10 protein-coding genes are annotated in these 13,689 nt (G+C 70.3%); 3 read left to right on the top strand and 7 right to left on the bottom strand.

The features are described from left to right. Positions 1 to 112: 112 nt before the first annotated feature. The 4 genes from KS03_RS25125 to KS03_RS25140 all read right to left on the bottom strand — a co-directional run bounded on the left by KS03_RS25125 (position 113) and on the right by KS03_RS25140 (position 5,140). Positions 113 to 1,648 carry an MFS transporter gene (locus tag KS03_RS25125; protein ID WP_035979985.1) on the bottom strand — a complete coding sequence of 512 codons (1,536 nt, stop codon included), beginning with the start codon at positions 1,646 to 1,648 and terminating at the stop codon, positions 113 to 115. A gap of 280 nt (positions 1,649 to 1,928) precedes the next feature. Next, positions 1,929 to 2,678, bottom strand: coding sequence for an SDR family oxidoreductase (locus KS03_RS25130; RefSeq protein ID WP_015875687.1), 750 nt, complete (start codon positions 2,676 to 2,678; stop codon positions 1,929 to 1,931). 406 nt (positions 2,679 to 3,084) lie between these two features. Continuing rightward, entirely contained in the window at positions 3,085 to 4,143 is a 1,059-nt protein-coding gene (locus tag KS03_RS25135) for a LacI family DNA-binding transcriptional regulator (protein WP_015875688.1), read from the bottom strand. A 340-nt stretch (positions 4,144 to 4,483) separates the two neighbouring features. Continuing rightward, positions 4,484 to 5,140 carry a uracil-DNA glycosylase gene (locus tag KS03_RS25140; protein ID WP_015875689.1) on the bottom strand — a complete coding sequence of 219 codons (657 nt, stop codon included), beginning with the start codon at positions 5,138 to 5,140 and terminating at the stop codon, positions 4,484 to 4,486. A gap of 1,109 nt (positions 5,141 to 6,249) precedes the next feature. Between KS03_RS25140 and glgA the strand changes: the two genes are divergently transcribed. Continuing rightward, entirely contained in the window at positions 6,250 to 7,872 is a 1,623-nt protein-coding gene (glgA, locus tag KS03_RS25145; protein ID WP_015875690.1) for a glycogen synthase GlgA, read from the top strand. A gap of 138 nt (positions 7,873 to 8,010) precedes the next feature. Here the strand turns inward: glgA and KS03_RS25150 are convergent, their stop codons facing one another. Together KS03_RS25150 and KS03_RS25155 are read right to left on the bottom strand one after the other, a co-directional pair. Then, complete coding sequence (locus KS03_RS25150) at positions 8,011 to 9,540, bottom strand: S8 family peptidase (RefSeq protein ID WP_015875691.1); 1,530 nt, start codon at positions 9,538 to 9,540, stop codon at positions 8,011 to 8,013. A 652-nt stretch (positions 9,541 to 10,192) separates the two neighbouring features. Then, positions 10,193 to 11,257 carry an alpha/beta fold hydrolase gene (locus KS03_RS25155; RefSeq protein WP_015875692.1) on the bottom strand — a complete coding sequence of 355 codons (1,065 nt, stop codon included), beginning with the start codon at positions 11,255 to 11,257 and terminating at the stop codon, positions 10,193 to 10,195. A 393-nt stretch (positions 11,258 to 11,650) separates the two neighbouring features. Here KS03_RS25155 and KS03_RS32100 point away from each other — a divergent pair, with 393 nt between their 5' ends. Next, positions 11,651 to 11,821 carry a hypothetical protein gene (locus KS03_RS32100; RefSeq protein ID WP_153477561.1) on the top strand — a complete coding sequence of 57 codons (171 nt, stop codon included), beginning with the start codon at positions 11,651 to 11,653 and terminating at the stop codon, positions 11,819 to 11,821. 196 nt (positions 11,822 to 12,017) lie between these two features. Here KS03_RS32100 and KS03_RS31725 read toward each other — a convergent pair whose 3' ends face one another. Continuing rightward, positions 12,018 to 12,362 (bottom strand): hypothetical protein, encoded by a 345-nt coding sequence (locus KS03_RS31725; RefSeq protein WP_127913953.1) that lies wholly within the window; start codon positions 12,360 to 12,362, stop codon positions 12,018 to 12,020. A gap of 369 nt (positions 12,363 to 12,731) precedes the next feature. Between KS03_RS31725 and KS03_RS25160 the strand changes: the two genes are divergently transcribed. Further along, positions 12,732 to 13,445 carry an autoinducer binding domain-containing protein gene (locus KS03_RS25160; protein WP_015875693.1) on the top strand — a complete coding sequence of 238 codons (714 nt, stop codon included), beginning with the start codon at positions 12,732 to 12,734 and terminating at the stop codon, positions 13,443 to 13,445. Positions 13,446 to 13,689: the final 244 nt, after the last annotated feature.

Below are 13,689 nucleotides of genomic sequence, written 5' to 3' on the forward strand. Positions count from 1 at the left end.
CCCCGGGGAGGCTGCCGCGCGGCGTGTTTCCGGCCGGCGGCCGGCCGCCGCCGCACCGGGATCATGCCGCCCTGGCTCGGGCAGCCCGCGTCACGCCAGGCGGACACGCCGCTCACTGCGGGCCGGCGTCGCCGACCTTGGGCGCGCGGTGCAGCCGGATATGCGCGATCCGTCGTACCTGCCACGCGGCGGCCACCGCCACGCAGCCGGCCAGCGCGATGCCGATGTGGATCGACTGCACCATCACGCGGCGTGCGGCCTCCAGCAACGCGGGGCCGTCCAGGCCGGCGGCCCGCAATTGGCCGAGCAGCGTCCCGCCCAGCACGGGATCGACCAGCACGCGCGGCTCGGCCAGATGCGGCACCCACTGCGCGGCCGCGCCGCTGCCGAGCACGCTCACCGCCTCGCTCACGCCCGTCGCGTAGTGATGGTGGACGATCGTCGCGAGCATGCTGGTGCCGAGCATGCCGCCCACCATCCGCGTCGATTGCAGCAGCGCCGTGGCGATGCCGAAGCGTTCGCGCCCGGCGATCTCCTGGGCGAACACGTTCAGGTTGTTGAGGATGAAGCCCAGGCCGATGCCCACCGCGGCCATCGCCACCTCCAGCACCAGATGCGGCGTGAGCGGCCCGGTCAGGGCCAGCGTGGCGGAGGCGGCCGCGAGCAGGCCGAAGCCGACCGAGAGGATCAGCGTGGGGCGCTTCAGATGCGTGACGATGCGGATGTTGATCAGGCTGCCGAGGGCGATGCAGGCGGCGATCGGCGTGGCGAGCAGGCCGGCCGTCTCGGGGTCGAGGCCGAAGCCGCCCTGCAGCAGCAGCGGCGCGAAAAAGATCAGCGAGAACATCACGAAGCCGGCCAGCGTCGAGAGCGTAAACAGCGTGACGAGCTGCGCATCGCGGAACAGGTCGAGCGGCACGATCGGGTGCGTGGCGCGGCGCTCGCAGGCGAGGAACGCGCCGAACGAGAGCGCCACCACCGCGGCCAGCGCCACGGTGCCGGCACCGAAGCCGCGTGCCGGCAACGCCTCGATCAGGAACTGCAGGCAGCCGAGCGTGATCGCCACCAGCACCGCGCCGGCGTAGTCGATGCGGACCTCGCCTTCGCGCGGGCGCGCGAAATGCGGCAGGTGCCGCCAGATGAAGTAGAGCGCCAGCGCGCCCACCGGCACGTTGATCAGGAACGTCGAGCGCCAGCCGAAATGCTGGCTCAGCCAGCCGCCCAGCGACGGCCCGGCCGCCGTGCCGATCCCGTAGGTGGCGGCCATCACCACCTGCCAGCGGACACGCTCGCGCGGATCGGGAAACAGATCGGGGATCGACGCGAACGCGGTGCCCACCATCATTCCGCCGCCCACCCCCTGCAGCGCGCGCGCCACGGCCAGCATGCGCATGTCGGTGGCGAGCGCGCACAGCACCGAGGCGAGCGTGAACACGATCACCGCCGCCACCACGAAGCGCTTGCGCCCGAAGTAGTCGCCGAGCCGGCCGAAGACCGGCACCGTCACGACCGAGGCGAGCAGGTAGGCACTGGCGATCCAGGCGTAGTACTCGAAGCCGTGCAGGTCGGCGACGATCGACGGCAGCGCCGTGCTGACCACGGTCTGGTCGAGCGCGACCAGCATGTTGACGAGGCCGATGCCGAGCATCGCGAGCAGCGCGTCGCGAAAGGTCAGGGAGGGCGAGGCGTGGTTCACGGGGAGAGGCGCGCGCGGGGCGCGGGACGGCGAAAGCCTGTCACGATAGCGACGCCGCGCGCGCAGCGCAACCGTTTCGCGCCGCTTCAGGCCACTTCATGCCGCCTCGTAGCGCCTCATGCCGCCGCTTGCCGCCCCGGCGGCATCGCGGGCCGGGCCGCCCATGCGGGCGAGGCCGGCCGCGCGCCGGCACCACCGCCCCGTCATCCGGCCCGGCTGGCGCCCGGCGCGATCAGCCGCGCCCCACGAACGGCATGTGGCTCGCCATCACCGTCATGAACAGCACGTTCGCGTCGAGCGGCAGGCTGTCCATGTAGAGCACCGCGCGCACCACGTTGTCCATGCTCATGCGCGGCTCGACCTTCAGCGAGCCGTCCGCCTGCAGCGTGCCGTGCGCCATCTGGCTGCTCATGTCGCTGACCACGTTGCCGATGTCGATCTGCCCGCAGGCGATGTTGTACCGGCGTCCGTCGAGCGAGGCCGCCTTGGTGAGCCCGGTGATGGCGTGCTTGGTGGCCGTGTACGCGGCTGCCTGCGGGCGCGGCGCGTGCGCCGAGATCGAGCCGTTGTTGATGATCCGCCCGCCGCCCGGCTGCTGTTTCTTCATCAGGCGGAACGCGCCCTGCGTGCAGAGGAACGCCCCCGTGAGGTTGACGTCCACCGCCTGCTTCCAGTGCTCGACGGGCATCTCCTCCAGCGAGCACTGCGGCGTGAACACGCCTGCGTTGTTGAACAGCAGGTCCAGGCGGCCCCAGTGCGCGTCGATGCGCTCGAACAGGTCCTGCACGGCGGCGGGGTCGCCGACGTCGCAGCCCACGGCCAGCGCGCGCTCGGGTGCGCCCGATTCCTCGGCCGCCTGCCGCAGCGCCTCGACCTTGCGCGCCGCCAGCACCACGTGGTAGCCGGCCTGCAGCAGGCCCAGCGCGACGCTGCGGCCGATCCCCGAACTCGCCCCGGTGACGAGGGCAACCTTGTCGTTCATCTGTTTCTCCCTGATTGAGCGCCCGCTCGCACCGGCGCGGGCTCGCCTCGCGAGCCGATGCCGCGCGGCCGGGCCGGTTGGTTCAGCGCGTCGCGCCGATCGCGCGGCCGCCGCATCCGGCCGCCCCGCTCGCACCGGCGCGCCTGGGCCGCTCCGCACCGCGACCGCACCGCGGCCGCGTGAGCCGGCGCCGCGGCGGCGGGCCATGCGGGGGCCAATGCGGTCCGGCTGCGCGCCGCACGGCGCCGTGGCGAGCAGGCCGGCCGGCATGGCGATCATCGCACAGCTGGTGCCGGGTTTCGCGAGCGGTGCGAGCGGTGCGGGCGGCACGCCGGACCGCGCGGCCAGGGCGCGGCCGGGCAAGGCGACCGGCGGGCGGGGCGCATCGGCATGGCCGCCGCCGGGCCTATGCGCTCTCGCGCGCGACCACCGCGTAGGGAATCCGGATCAGCGGCGGCGCGTCGTGCTGCTGGCGCTGCGCGCGCTGCGAGGCGATCTCGCGGCGCGAGGCGCTGGGCCGTTCCGAGCCGTCGATCGCGGCCAGCAGCGACCGGCCCGCCGCATGGCCGATCCCGTAGGCATCGACCGAGACCGTGGTGATGCTCGGATAGCAGTGGCGCGCCACCTCGAAGTCGCCGAAGCCGGCCACGGCCAGGTCGCCCGGCACGGTGAGCCCGAGCCGGTGGCAGGCCATGATCGCGCCGAACGCGTGGATGTCGCTGGTGCACATCACCGCGTCGGTGTCGGGCCATTGCGCCAGCAGCTGGCCCAGCGCGGCTCTGCTGTGGCCCATCGCGGCGCCGTGCGCCATGTCGCTGGCGGGCATCGGCCGCACCACGTCGCGCGGCGCGTGCCGGCCGGCTTCCTCGACCGCCGCCAGATAGCCGTTGCGCCGCGCGATGCCGCGCAGGTCCAGCAGCGAGCTGCTGCCGATGAAGCCGATCCGGCGATAGCCGCGTTGGTACAGATAGCGTGTCATGGCCTGCGCGGCGTCCCGGTTCGAGAAGCCGACCACGCGGTCGATCGGCTGCTCCGGCAGCTCCCAGGTTTCGATCACCGGAATGCCGGCCTGTTCGAGCAGGGTGCGCGCGCGCGGCGTGTGGTGGCCGCCCGTCACCACGATGCCGCGCGGCTGGTGGCTCAGCAGCGAGCGGATCAGCGCTTCCTCGCGTTCGGCGAGGTAGTCGGTGTTGGCGAGCAGCAGGCGCAGGTTGCGCGTCTCGACCACGTTGTCGATGCCGCGCACCGTGTCGGCGAAGTTCGAACTCGACAGCGAGGGCACCAGGACCGCGATCACGTTGTTGCGGCCCGACGAGAGCGCGCCCGCCACCGCGTCGGCCACGTAGCCCGTCCTGCGCACCGCGTCCATCACGCGCTCGCGCGTGGCGTCGCTGACGTGCTGGCCGGTCAGCACGCGCGACACCGACATCTTCGAGACGCCGGCGAGCCGCGCGACGTCGGCCATGCGGATCGGCGCGCCCGGCTCGGGCAGGGAATCGTGATTTGCGCTCATCGGTTCTGGAAACGGCGGTTCGGATCGGACGCGTGCGTGCCGCGCGGTGCTCGCGGCGTCGCGCCTCGCCCGCCGGCGCGACGGCCGGCAAACGCCAATTGTAGCGGCACCGCGCGCCACCGCCGGCCGGGCCGCCGAACCGGCACGGCGGCTGCCTCGCACCGCGTCGCCGCGCGCCACGGCCGGGATACCTGGCGCCGGGCCGGATCGGCGGCGATCGCCAGCCCGCCCACGGCTACGCGACGCATGGCGTGCCGCGGTTCGGGCCGCCTGGCGTCGAGCCCGGCCTGTTCTACACGGCGGGGCTGCTCGCGCTGGTGGCCGGCTCGGCCGTTTCGTCGGCCGCCTGCGCGATCCGGCGCGCCGCGCGCAGCGCCTTGACGATCTGCTGCCAGGCGCGTTCGCGCGAATCGGCGCCGCGCGTGCGCAGCACCTGGGCCGGCGCCAGCGTCGCGATCACGCGTTCGCCGCCGGGCAGCCGGTACGGCAGCGGCATGCGGTGAACGGCGGCCTGCGGATCGTCGAGCACGGCGCGCAGCGCCGCAGTGCCGAACGCCACGATCACGCGCGGCGCGACGCTGCGGATCTCGCGCTCGAGCCAGTAGCGGCAGGCATCGAGTTCGTGCCCCGCCGGCGCTTCGTCGGCGCGCGGCCGGCCGGCCGCGTCGCGCCTGAGATGCTTGAGTGCGTAGGTGGCATAGGTCTCGCTGCGCGCCAGCGATGCTTCCGTCAGCGCGCGGTCGAGCAGCCGCCCGGCGGTGCCGGAAAACGGCTGGCCGCTGCGATCGTCCTGCGCGTCCGGCTGCTCGCCCACCAGCATGATCGCGGCGCGACGCGGGCCGGCGCCTGCCACCGGCCGGCTGGCGGACGCCCACAGCTCGCAGCGGCGGCACGCGTCGAGCGTGGCCGGCAGATCGGGATCGGCGGCGGGAAGGAGCGGTTCGGACATCGGCGGTCTCCGGGTTGGCGAACGGGGGGCGGGCGGCGCAGCCGGCATGGTCGCGCTGCGCGCGCGGAAGGCGATCGACGGCGGGCATCGGCATCGCCTTGCCTGGCTGCCCACTGCGGGCAGCAATGGGCGTGCCATGCCGATGACGGGTTCGAGGCGGCGTCACGAACGGCACGAGAGCGGGCGGGCGGCGGCGTCTCGGGGCCGGGGCGCCCCGCCATGGCCGGGCTCGCCGTCGGCGGCCGGCCGCGGACCGGGGCCGCGATGGCCGGCGGGGCACCGCATGCCGTTACGTCACATGCCGTTACGGGAATGCCGTTACACGGGGGGCGGCGCGCATTCGTGGCGACGATCGCCGCGCCGCTGCGGAGGCGACGCGTGTTCACTGACGATGATGGGCTTGCCCGGCGAGGGGCTCGCGAGCGTGTGGCGCGAACCGGCTGCGCATCCAGGCTCGGCGACTGCCGCCGCCGGCGTTTGCGGCACCCGAGGGCGACGGCAGGGGCGCATCGCCGGCGGGCTGGCCCGCCGCCCGTTACGCGCGTTCCATGAATGTGAATCGACATCGTGCCGCGGCCTCGAGGCTGCCGGCGGGATCGGCGCCGATCCGCGGCAGCGGCGGCATGGGTGGCATGGGTAGCATGGGCGGCATCGGCGGCCGGGCCGCAAGCGCGATCGGTCCCCGCCGCGTTTTTTTCGCGCGCCGCGCTTTGCCGTCGCGCGGCCAGGCCGGCCCTGCCGGCCCCCACCCGCAACGCGCGCCGACGCTGCCAGCCACGGCTGAAACGAATCGTCCGCGCGTGCTCCGGCGAAAACTACAAGCCTCTGTCGGTCCGATGTCAAAACTACATGCACGCCGATGTTGCGGTGCGGCGGCCGGGCCGGGCAGCGCGCCGCCACTGGCATGTGGGCGCCTCGCCGGAAGGGCCTCTGGTGCCGCGCAGCAGATTTTTCGTGATCGTTCCGCAAAGCTGGCTTGGAGCTTGCTAAATACCCTGTGCCCTGTCCGGGAGCCGCCATGCCGCGCGATGGTTGCCCGGACCGCGTGCCGCCGGCGTGTGCCGGCCGCGCACGCTGCACTCGATCAACCGAACTCAGTGGGAGTTACCTTGTCGCTTAACGTCCTGATGGTCGCCGCCGAAGCCGCGCCACTTGCCAAGAGTGGTGGCCTCGGCGACATGGTCAGCGCTTCGGCGAGCGCGCTGCGGCAACGCGGCGTCGACGCGTCGATCCTGCTGCCCGGTTACGAATCCGCCTTCGATCACGCGGTCGCGCCGACGCCGCTGGGCACCATCCGCGACCTGCCCGGCGGCGACGCGCGGTTGTGGCGCGCCGCGATGCCTGACTCCGACGTGCCGGTCCTGCTGCTCGAAATGAAGCATCTGTACGGGCGGCGCGGCAGCGGCCTCTATCAGGACGAATGCGGGCGCGACTACGTCGACAACTTCGTGCGCTTCGCCTCGCTGTCGGCCGCCGCCGCGCGGATCGCCTCGGGCGTGCGCGGCGTCAAGCGCCCGCGCATCGTCCATGCGCACGACTGGCATACCGGCCTCACGCCGCTCCTGATGAAGCTGGCCGGCTCGCCTGCGCGCAGCATCTTCACGATCCACAATCTCGCGTTCCAGGGCAACTATCCGACGGGGCTCGCGCCCTATGCCGGCATTCCGTCCGAGCTGCTGGCGCCGGCCCCGCACGAGCCGCACAGCATCGAATTCTATGGCGCGCTGAGCTGCATGAAGGCGGCGATCGTCTACGCGGACCGCCTCACCGCGGTGAGCGAGCGCTATGCGCAGGAGATCCTCACGCCGCGCTTCGGCAACCGCATGGAGGGCGTGCTGGCCGCGCACGCCGGCAAGCTGTCGGGCATCGTCAACGGCATCGACGACGCGCTCTGGAATCCGCGCGACGACGCCGCGCTCGCGCAGGGCTATGGCGTGGACGATCTGGTCGGCAAGCACGCCTGCAAGCGCGAACTGCAGCAGAGCTACGGGCTGCAGGTCGACCCGTTCGCGCCGCTGGTGGCGATCGGCAGCCGGCTCACCGGGCAGAAGCTGGCCGACGTGGTGTGCGAGGCGATTCCGGCCGCGCTCGCGCGCTGGCCGCGTGCGCAGTTCGCGGTGCTGGGGCAGGGCGACGCGGCGATCGAGGCCGAACTGCGCCGGCTGGCCGCGCAGTGGCCGGGGCGGCTGGGCGTCCATATCGGCTACGACGAGACGCGCGCGCACCGGCTGCACGCGGGCGCCGACATCCTGCTGCATGCGAGCCGCTTCGAGCCGTGCGGGCTGACGCAACTCTATGCGATGCGCTACGGCACCGTGCCGGTGGCCTCGCGAGTGGGTGGCCTGGCCGATACGATCGTCGACTGCGCGCCAGCCGCGCAGGACGCCGAGGCGGCGCCGGTCGGCGAGGCGACCGGCTTCCTGTTCGACGGTGAGCGGGTGGGGGACGTGGTGCAGGCGCTGGGCCGTGCGTTCGAGCTGTTCGCACAGCCGAAATCGTGGCGCACGCTGCAGCGCAACGCGATGAATCGCGATTCGAGCTGGGAAGGCCCGGCCGCACGCTACCTCGCGCTCTATTGCGAGTTGGCCGGCCTGCCGGCGCCGCGCGCCGCCGCCATCCAGGCGCCGGCCGCGCAGCTCGAACCGGCCGCGATCGAGCGAGCCGCACCGCGCGTGAACGCGGTGGCGACGCGGCGCGCCCGCGTGCCGGCCGAGGTGCGCAGCAGCGCCTGAGCCGGGCAAGTGCCCGGCCGTTAAGGGGCGGCCGCACGGTCTTTCGCCAACGCTCCCGACCGCTCGACCGGCGGCGCACCGAATGGTCCGCGCCGGCGATGACGCCCGGCGGCCGGGCTCGACCGCGCGTACCGCCCGTTACTGGCGCGCCGCGCTGACTGCCGCGCCCGCGTCGAGCAGGCCCGCGCCGCAGGTGCTGGTGGAGCAGCCCGAGCCGCTCGGGAACGGCCGCGCCGATGCCTGCAGTTTCTGCAACACCTGCGCGGGCGTGAGCGAGCCGTTCGCCGCCAGCATCAGCGCGACGGTGCCGGCCACATGGGGCGTGGCCATGCTGGTACCGTTGTAGGACGCGTAACTGTCGGCGGCCGGCGAGGTCTTGCCGCTGTTGAGCGTCGAGAGGATGTTGACGCCCGGTGCGGCGATCTTCACCGCCGATCCGTAGTTGCTGAAGCTCGCGCGACGTCCGTTCACGTCGGTGGCGGCCACGGCGATCACGTTCTGACAGTTGGCCGGCTGCGAGGTGGAGACCTGCGCGGCTTCGTTGCCGGCCGCGACCACCACCGTCGCGCCGGCAGCCACCACCGCATTGATCGCGCTCTGGTACGTGCGGCTGCAGCTGCCGCCGCCGCCGAGGCTGAAGTTCAGCACGCGCGCCGGCGTGCGGTTGGCGGGCACGCCCGGCACGCTCAGGCCAGCCGCCCAGCGCATGCCGTCCGCGATGTCGCTGAGCGCGCCGCCGCACTTGCCGAGCACGCGCACGGGCAGGATTTTCCCCTTCCACGAGATGCCGGCCACGCCGCGTCCGTTGTTCGAGACCGCGCCGATCGTGCCGGCCACGTGAGTGCCGTGCCATGAGCTGTCGCTCGCGAAGGTGCGGCCGTACTGGTCGACCTGGCAGCGGTAGAACGGACCGTCCGGATCGTCGACCTCGCTCTGCGAGACCCAGTCGCCCGGGTCCGTCGCGTCGCTGTCGCGGCCGTTGCCGTCGTTCGCGCTGTTCGGGTCCGAGATGAAGTCGTAGCCCGGCAGCACATTCGCCGCGAGGTCGGAGTGGGGGCGGTAGCCGGTGTCGACCACCGCCACCACCACGTTCGCGGAGCCGGTCGTGATATCCCATGCCTTCGGCAGGTTGGCGCCGCCGATACCGCTCGCGTAGCCCCATTGCTCACCGTAACGCGTGTCGTTCGGCACCAGCAGCGCATGCATGTGTGCGTCGGGCTCGGCATATTCGACCGCGGCGTCGGCCGCGAAGTCATTCGCCAGCGCGGCGGCATCGGCGGCCGGCAGGCTGCGCTGCAGCCGCAGCACGGTCGCGCCGTCCGCCATCTCGCGCTTTACGCTGATGTTGGCGGCGGGGTCGCCCGCGTTGCCCGGCGCCGACGCCGCTGCGGCGCCGAACGCGCGCGTCGTCGCACGGGCGCGGCGCGCGGCAAGCACGCGGTCGATCACGCCGTGAATGTCGGCTGCCGCCGTCGTGATCGACGTGCTGCCGCGCGCCGCGGCCGCCGCCGGTTTCAGCTTGACGATCAATTGATTGATGTTCTCGGACGCGGCGCCGGTGGCAGGCGTCGAGGGCGACGGAGTTTGCGCCTGCGCGAACGACGCGCAGGCGGCCAGTAGGAAGGAAGCCAGCTTCAGATGCGAAGTAGTGCGAACAGATTTTTTCATGCATATCTCCAGATAGGATCGAATGGAATGCGTGGTGGGAATCAGGCCGCTGCTGGACTGCGTTGCTGCTTTGCCGGAGGGCGGTGATGCCGGCGCGCGAATGCGCGTCGTGAAGCCGGCTGCATGCGTGAGGCATGACGCCGATGGAATACGCCCGGATTCGTTGGTCCGGGCTCCGGCGCCGTAACGGGAAAGCGATACGGCAGCGGAACAATAGTCAGTATTGCTGATGAAATGAGATGCGCGCCGTCACCGTTTCGTGTGTGGCGTTCCCTCGTTGCATCGTCGTCTTTCTTCTGGCTTGCGCAAAATTATCTTGGCGTAGGCCGCGTGTCAAACTTTTTTAATGTAAATATAAAAAAGTTAGATGGACGGTACGGCGAGGCAGGGGACATCGGGCGTGCGATCGCGGTCCGGCCCGGCATCGCGGCGCTTCGTGCCCGCCGGCGCCTGCGTATTGGCCGCGCGCTCGTGGATCGGCACGAGCCGCCCGGGCGGGGGCGGCCAAGCCGCCGACGCGGTGCCGCGCGGCGAGCAGGTGGAGGTCCGGCGCTTCAGCGGGAACCATAGCGAGGCGAGTGCGGGCGCGCCGGCTGTCTCGGCCCGGCGGGTTCGACCCGGGTGCGCCCCGGGGCCGCCCCGGGCGTCGCGCTCACGGCGTGTCGCGCTTCGCGTCGAGCCCTTGCAGCAGCGCCGCGTGGAAGCGCTGCGGGTCCTGCAACTGCGGGGCGTGGCCGGCGTCCGGGAACTCGACGAGCGTCAGGTCCGGAATCGCGGCGGCCGCGGCGCGCGCGAGCTGCCGGTAGTTGCCGAGCGTCGGGCGGATCGCGGCGGGCGCGTATTCCTTGCCGATCGCGGTGCTGTCCTTGTCGCCGATCATCAGCAGCGTCGGCACCTGCAGTTGCGGCAGCTCGTAGACCACCGGCTGCGTCAGGATCATGTCGTAGACGAGCGCGGAATCCCACGCCACCTGCTCGCGGCCCGGGCCGCGATACATGCCGGCCAGCATCTGCACGGCCGGCTCGTAGTCGGCGCGCCACTGGCCCGCGAAATAGGTGTTGCGCTCGTAGTTGCGGATTCGCTCGGCGCTGGTGCCCAGTTCACGCTCGTACCACTGGTCCACCGACACCGGCGGCACGCCCTTGGCACGCCAGTCCTCCAGGCCGATCGGATCGACCAGCACCAGCCGGTCGGTCTCGCGAGGATATTGCAGGGCATAGCGGATGCCGAGCATGCCGCCCGTGGAGTGGCCGATGAGGGTGGCATGCTCGATGCCGAGCGAATGCAGCAAGTCATTGGTGTTGCGCGCGAGCTGCTGGAACGTGAACTGGTAACGCTCGGGCTTGCTCGATTTGCAAAAGCCGATCTGGTCGATCGCGATCACGCGGTAGCCGGCCTTCGACAGCACGCGCGCGGTGGGTGCCCAGGTGGCCGAGCAATAGTTCTTGCCGTGCAGCAGTACCGCCGTCTTGCCGTTGGCCGTGGCCGGGTCCGGGGCGATGTCGAGATAGGCCATCTGCAGCGCCTGCCGCTGCGAGCGGAACCTGAAGCGCGACACCGGCCACGGATAGTCGAAGCCTTGCAGCTCGGGACCGTAGGCCGGGCCTGCCGGCGCGGCGGCGGCCGCGTCTCGAGCGAGGGCGGCGCCGGGCAGCGCCAGCGAGGTCGCCAGCAGACAGGCAGCGGCGGCAAAGACGAATCGTTCGGAGCGTGTCATCGGGAAATCGAAATGAGGCGGGCGCATCGAAAAGGAGCCAAGCGCGGTTCCTCGGCCGACTCGCCCGGCGCCGGCGCTCCCGCCATTGTGCGCGGATTTCGTCCGTCCCGGCGCGGCGCGATCGCCGTCGGCCCGCAGCGCAGCGGCCGCCATCACCGCATCAGCCGCGCGGCGGCGAGGCGAGTCAGGCAGCCGCGTGACTCGGTGCTCCGTGCCGCCGTGACTAACCGGATGCCGGTGCCGGCGGCAGCGGGCAGCGGCGGCGAGTTGCCCGTCCCGCAACCAACGAGCCGGGCCAGCGCGCCTTCGCGGGCCGCCGGACGCTGCCCGGCCGGGGCCGCGGCGACGCGACACCCGTCAACCGATAAATAAAATCATTGCATATAAGAGAAAATGGATTGGATATTATTTGGGATTGAACGGGTGCGTAATGTAACGGGATTCGGCATCGTTGGTTGCGCGCCCGATGAACGCCGCGCCAGCGTATCCGATATTTTCTTCATTATGTGGAATGCCGGCCCGGCGCCGCGCCCGTATGGCGAATATCACATTTCCGGTTATTGACCCGGATGAATGCGACACTGTACGATCTGCCTGGAAATTTGGAACCCGCCATTTATGGTAGGTATGGCGTGGGAGTGCTCGCCATATAATCACTCGGGCAAACGACATGAGTGCCCTGTCGTTACCGGAGCCGGCCCGGGCTGCCAATTGAACAGCCGCGCGGCCGGGCTGATCCGGAAATGACACAAAATATCCGTCATTCGCTACCGGTCTCGGCAGAACCGGGGTGCGGCACAGGTTTTGCCGTTTGTCGCAGGTTGGTTTGCGTGACATTGTCGATCACGCAAATATATGAGTATTTACCCTGAAATCGATGTGTGGAAGTTTCTGCATCGATGAGCGGCCGTTCAATTGCGGGGCCGCCGTCGAGCTCGCTGATGGCGGTCCGCCTTGTCGGGCCGGTGCCGCGGCACGCGCTCGCGGGCGGGCCGGCGGTGCGCGGCGGGGCGCCGAAAAAGGGCGGGAAAATACTGAGGAAAATTGCGAGATTATTTTTGGGAAATGTTATATGCAGACTGCGAAATACCTGTATGCCGGTCATTCATGTGAACGCTGCGAAAAAGTAATTTGAAGCAGGCAGTGCGCTCGCGTTCAATATGACGTCGCCGATGCGGGTTCCGATAAATCAGTAATTCAATCGCTTGGAAATTCCTCCGCTGTACAACCCACAATATACCTTCCGATATTCGAAGAGGGCAGGAGTCGTCATGACGCTCATGAGAGAGGGCGTCGTCAATATCACGCAATTGCGCTTGCGCGCCGAGGATCGGCATCGGTCGGCGGCGCACTCTTCCGTATCAAAATAGCCGGACTGAGGCGGCACGCGGAATCACCGATTCTTGTTGACCGGCACATCGGGCATTGGCCGCGGTGTGCGGCAGCCGGCACGGAAATTCCACGAGGAGGCGAAATGTACGATTGGGCTGGGGAACTCTTGTCCGGACTCGAGGGTGCGAGTTCGGAACGAGAGATTTCGATATTGATCGAGGGCGCGGCGAATCACCTCGGTTACGAATTCTGCGGATACGGCTTGCGGATTCCGTGGCCGGTATCGCGGCCGAAAATCTACTTGCTCAGCAATTACCCGGAGGCCTGGAAGCAGCGCTACATGGAAGCGGGCTACATCGACATCGATCCGACCATGAAGCACATGCGCCGCTTCCAGACGCCGGTGGTCTGGACCGACGCGTTCTTTTCCCGCACGCCCGAGCTATGGCGCGACGCGCAGGCACACGGCCTGCGCCACGGCTGGTCGCAGTCGACATTCGACAGCTGCGGCGTGTCGGGCATGCTCACGCTGGCGCGTTCGACGGGCCCGGTCACGCCGGCCGAGCTCGAGCGCAACGAATTCCGGATGCGCTGGCTGGTCAGCACCACGCACCTGGCGATGACACGCGTGCTGATGCCCAAGCTGATGCCCGATACCGAGCGCGGCCTGACCGACCGCGAGGTGGAAGTGCTCAAGTGGGCGGCCGACGGCAAGACCTCGGGCGAGATCTCGACGATCCTGCGCATCTCGGTCGATACCGTCAATTTCCACGTGAAAAACGCCGTTGCCAAGCTCAAGACGGTCAACAAGACCTCCGCGGTGGTGCGTGCCGCGATGCTCGGCCTGCTGAGCTGAGCCCGCTTGCCTCGCGGCGCCGCCGCCGGGCCGGGGCAGCACGTTCTTGCATCGCCTGCCGCCATAACAATAAATTGGACTCCGAAGTTTGGTAGTTGTCACGCAACCCGGCAAGCGCTGAAATCAGTTATCGGCGATCGCGTGACGGCCACCGGCGGCAGGCCCGCCATTCCCGCGCGTCCGGCGCCGCGTTTCATCCAATCGATACGAACCCAGCACCTGGCGGGTATCCGTCGCGAGCCGC

It is taken from the genome of Burkholderia glumae LMG 2196 = ATCC 33617 (genome assembly GCF_000960995.1).
Classification (GTDB): domain Bacteria; phylum Pseudomonadota; class Gammaproteobacteria; order Burkholderiales; family Burkholderiaceae; genus Burkholderia; species Burkholderia glumae.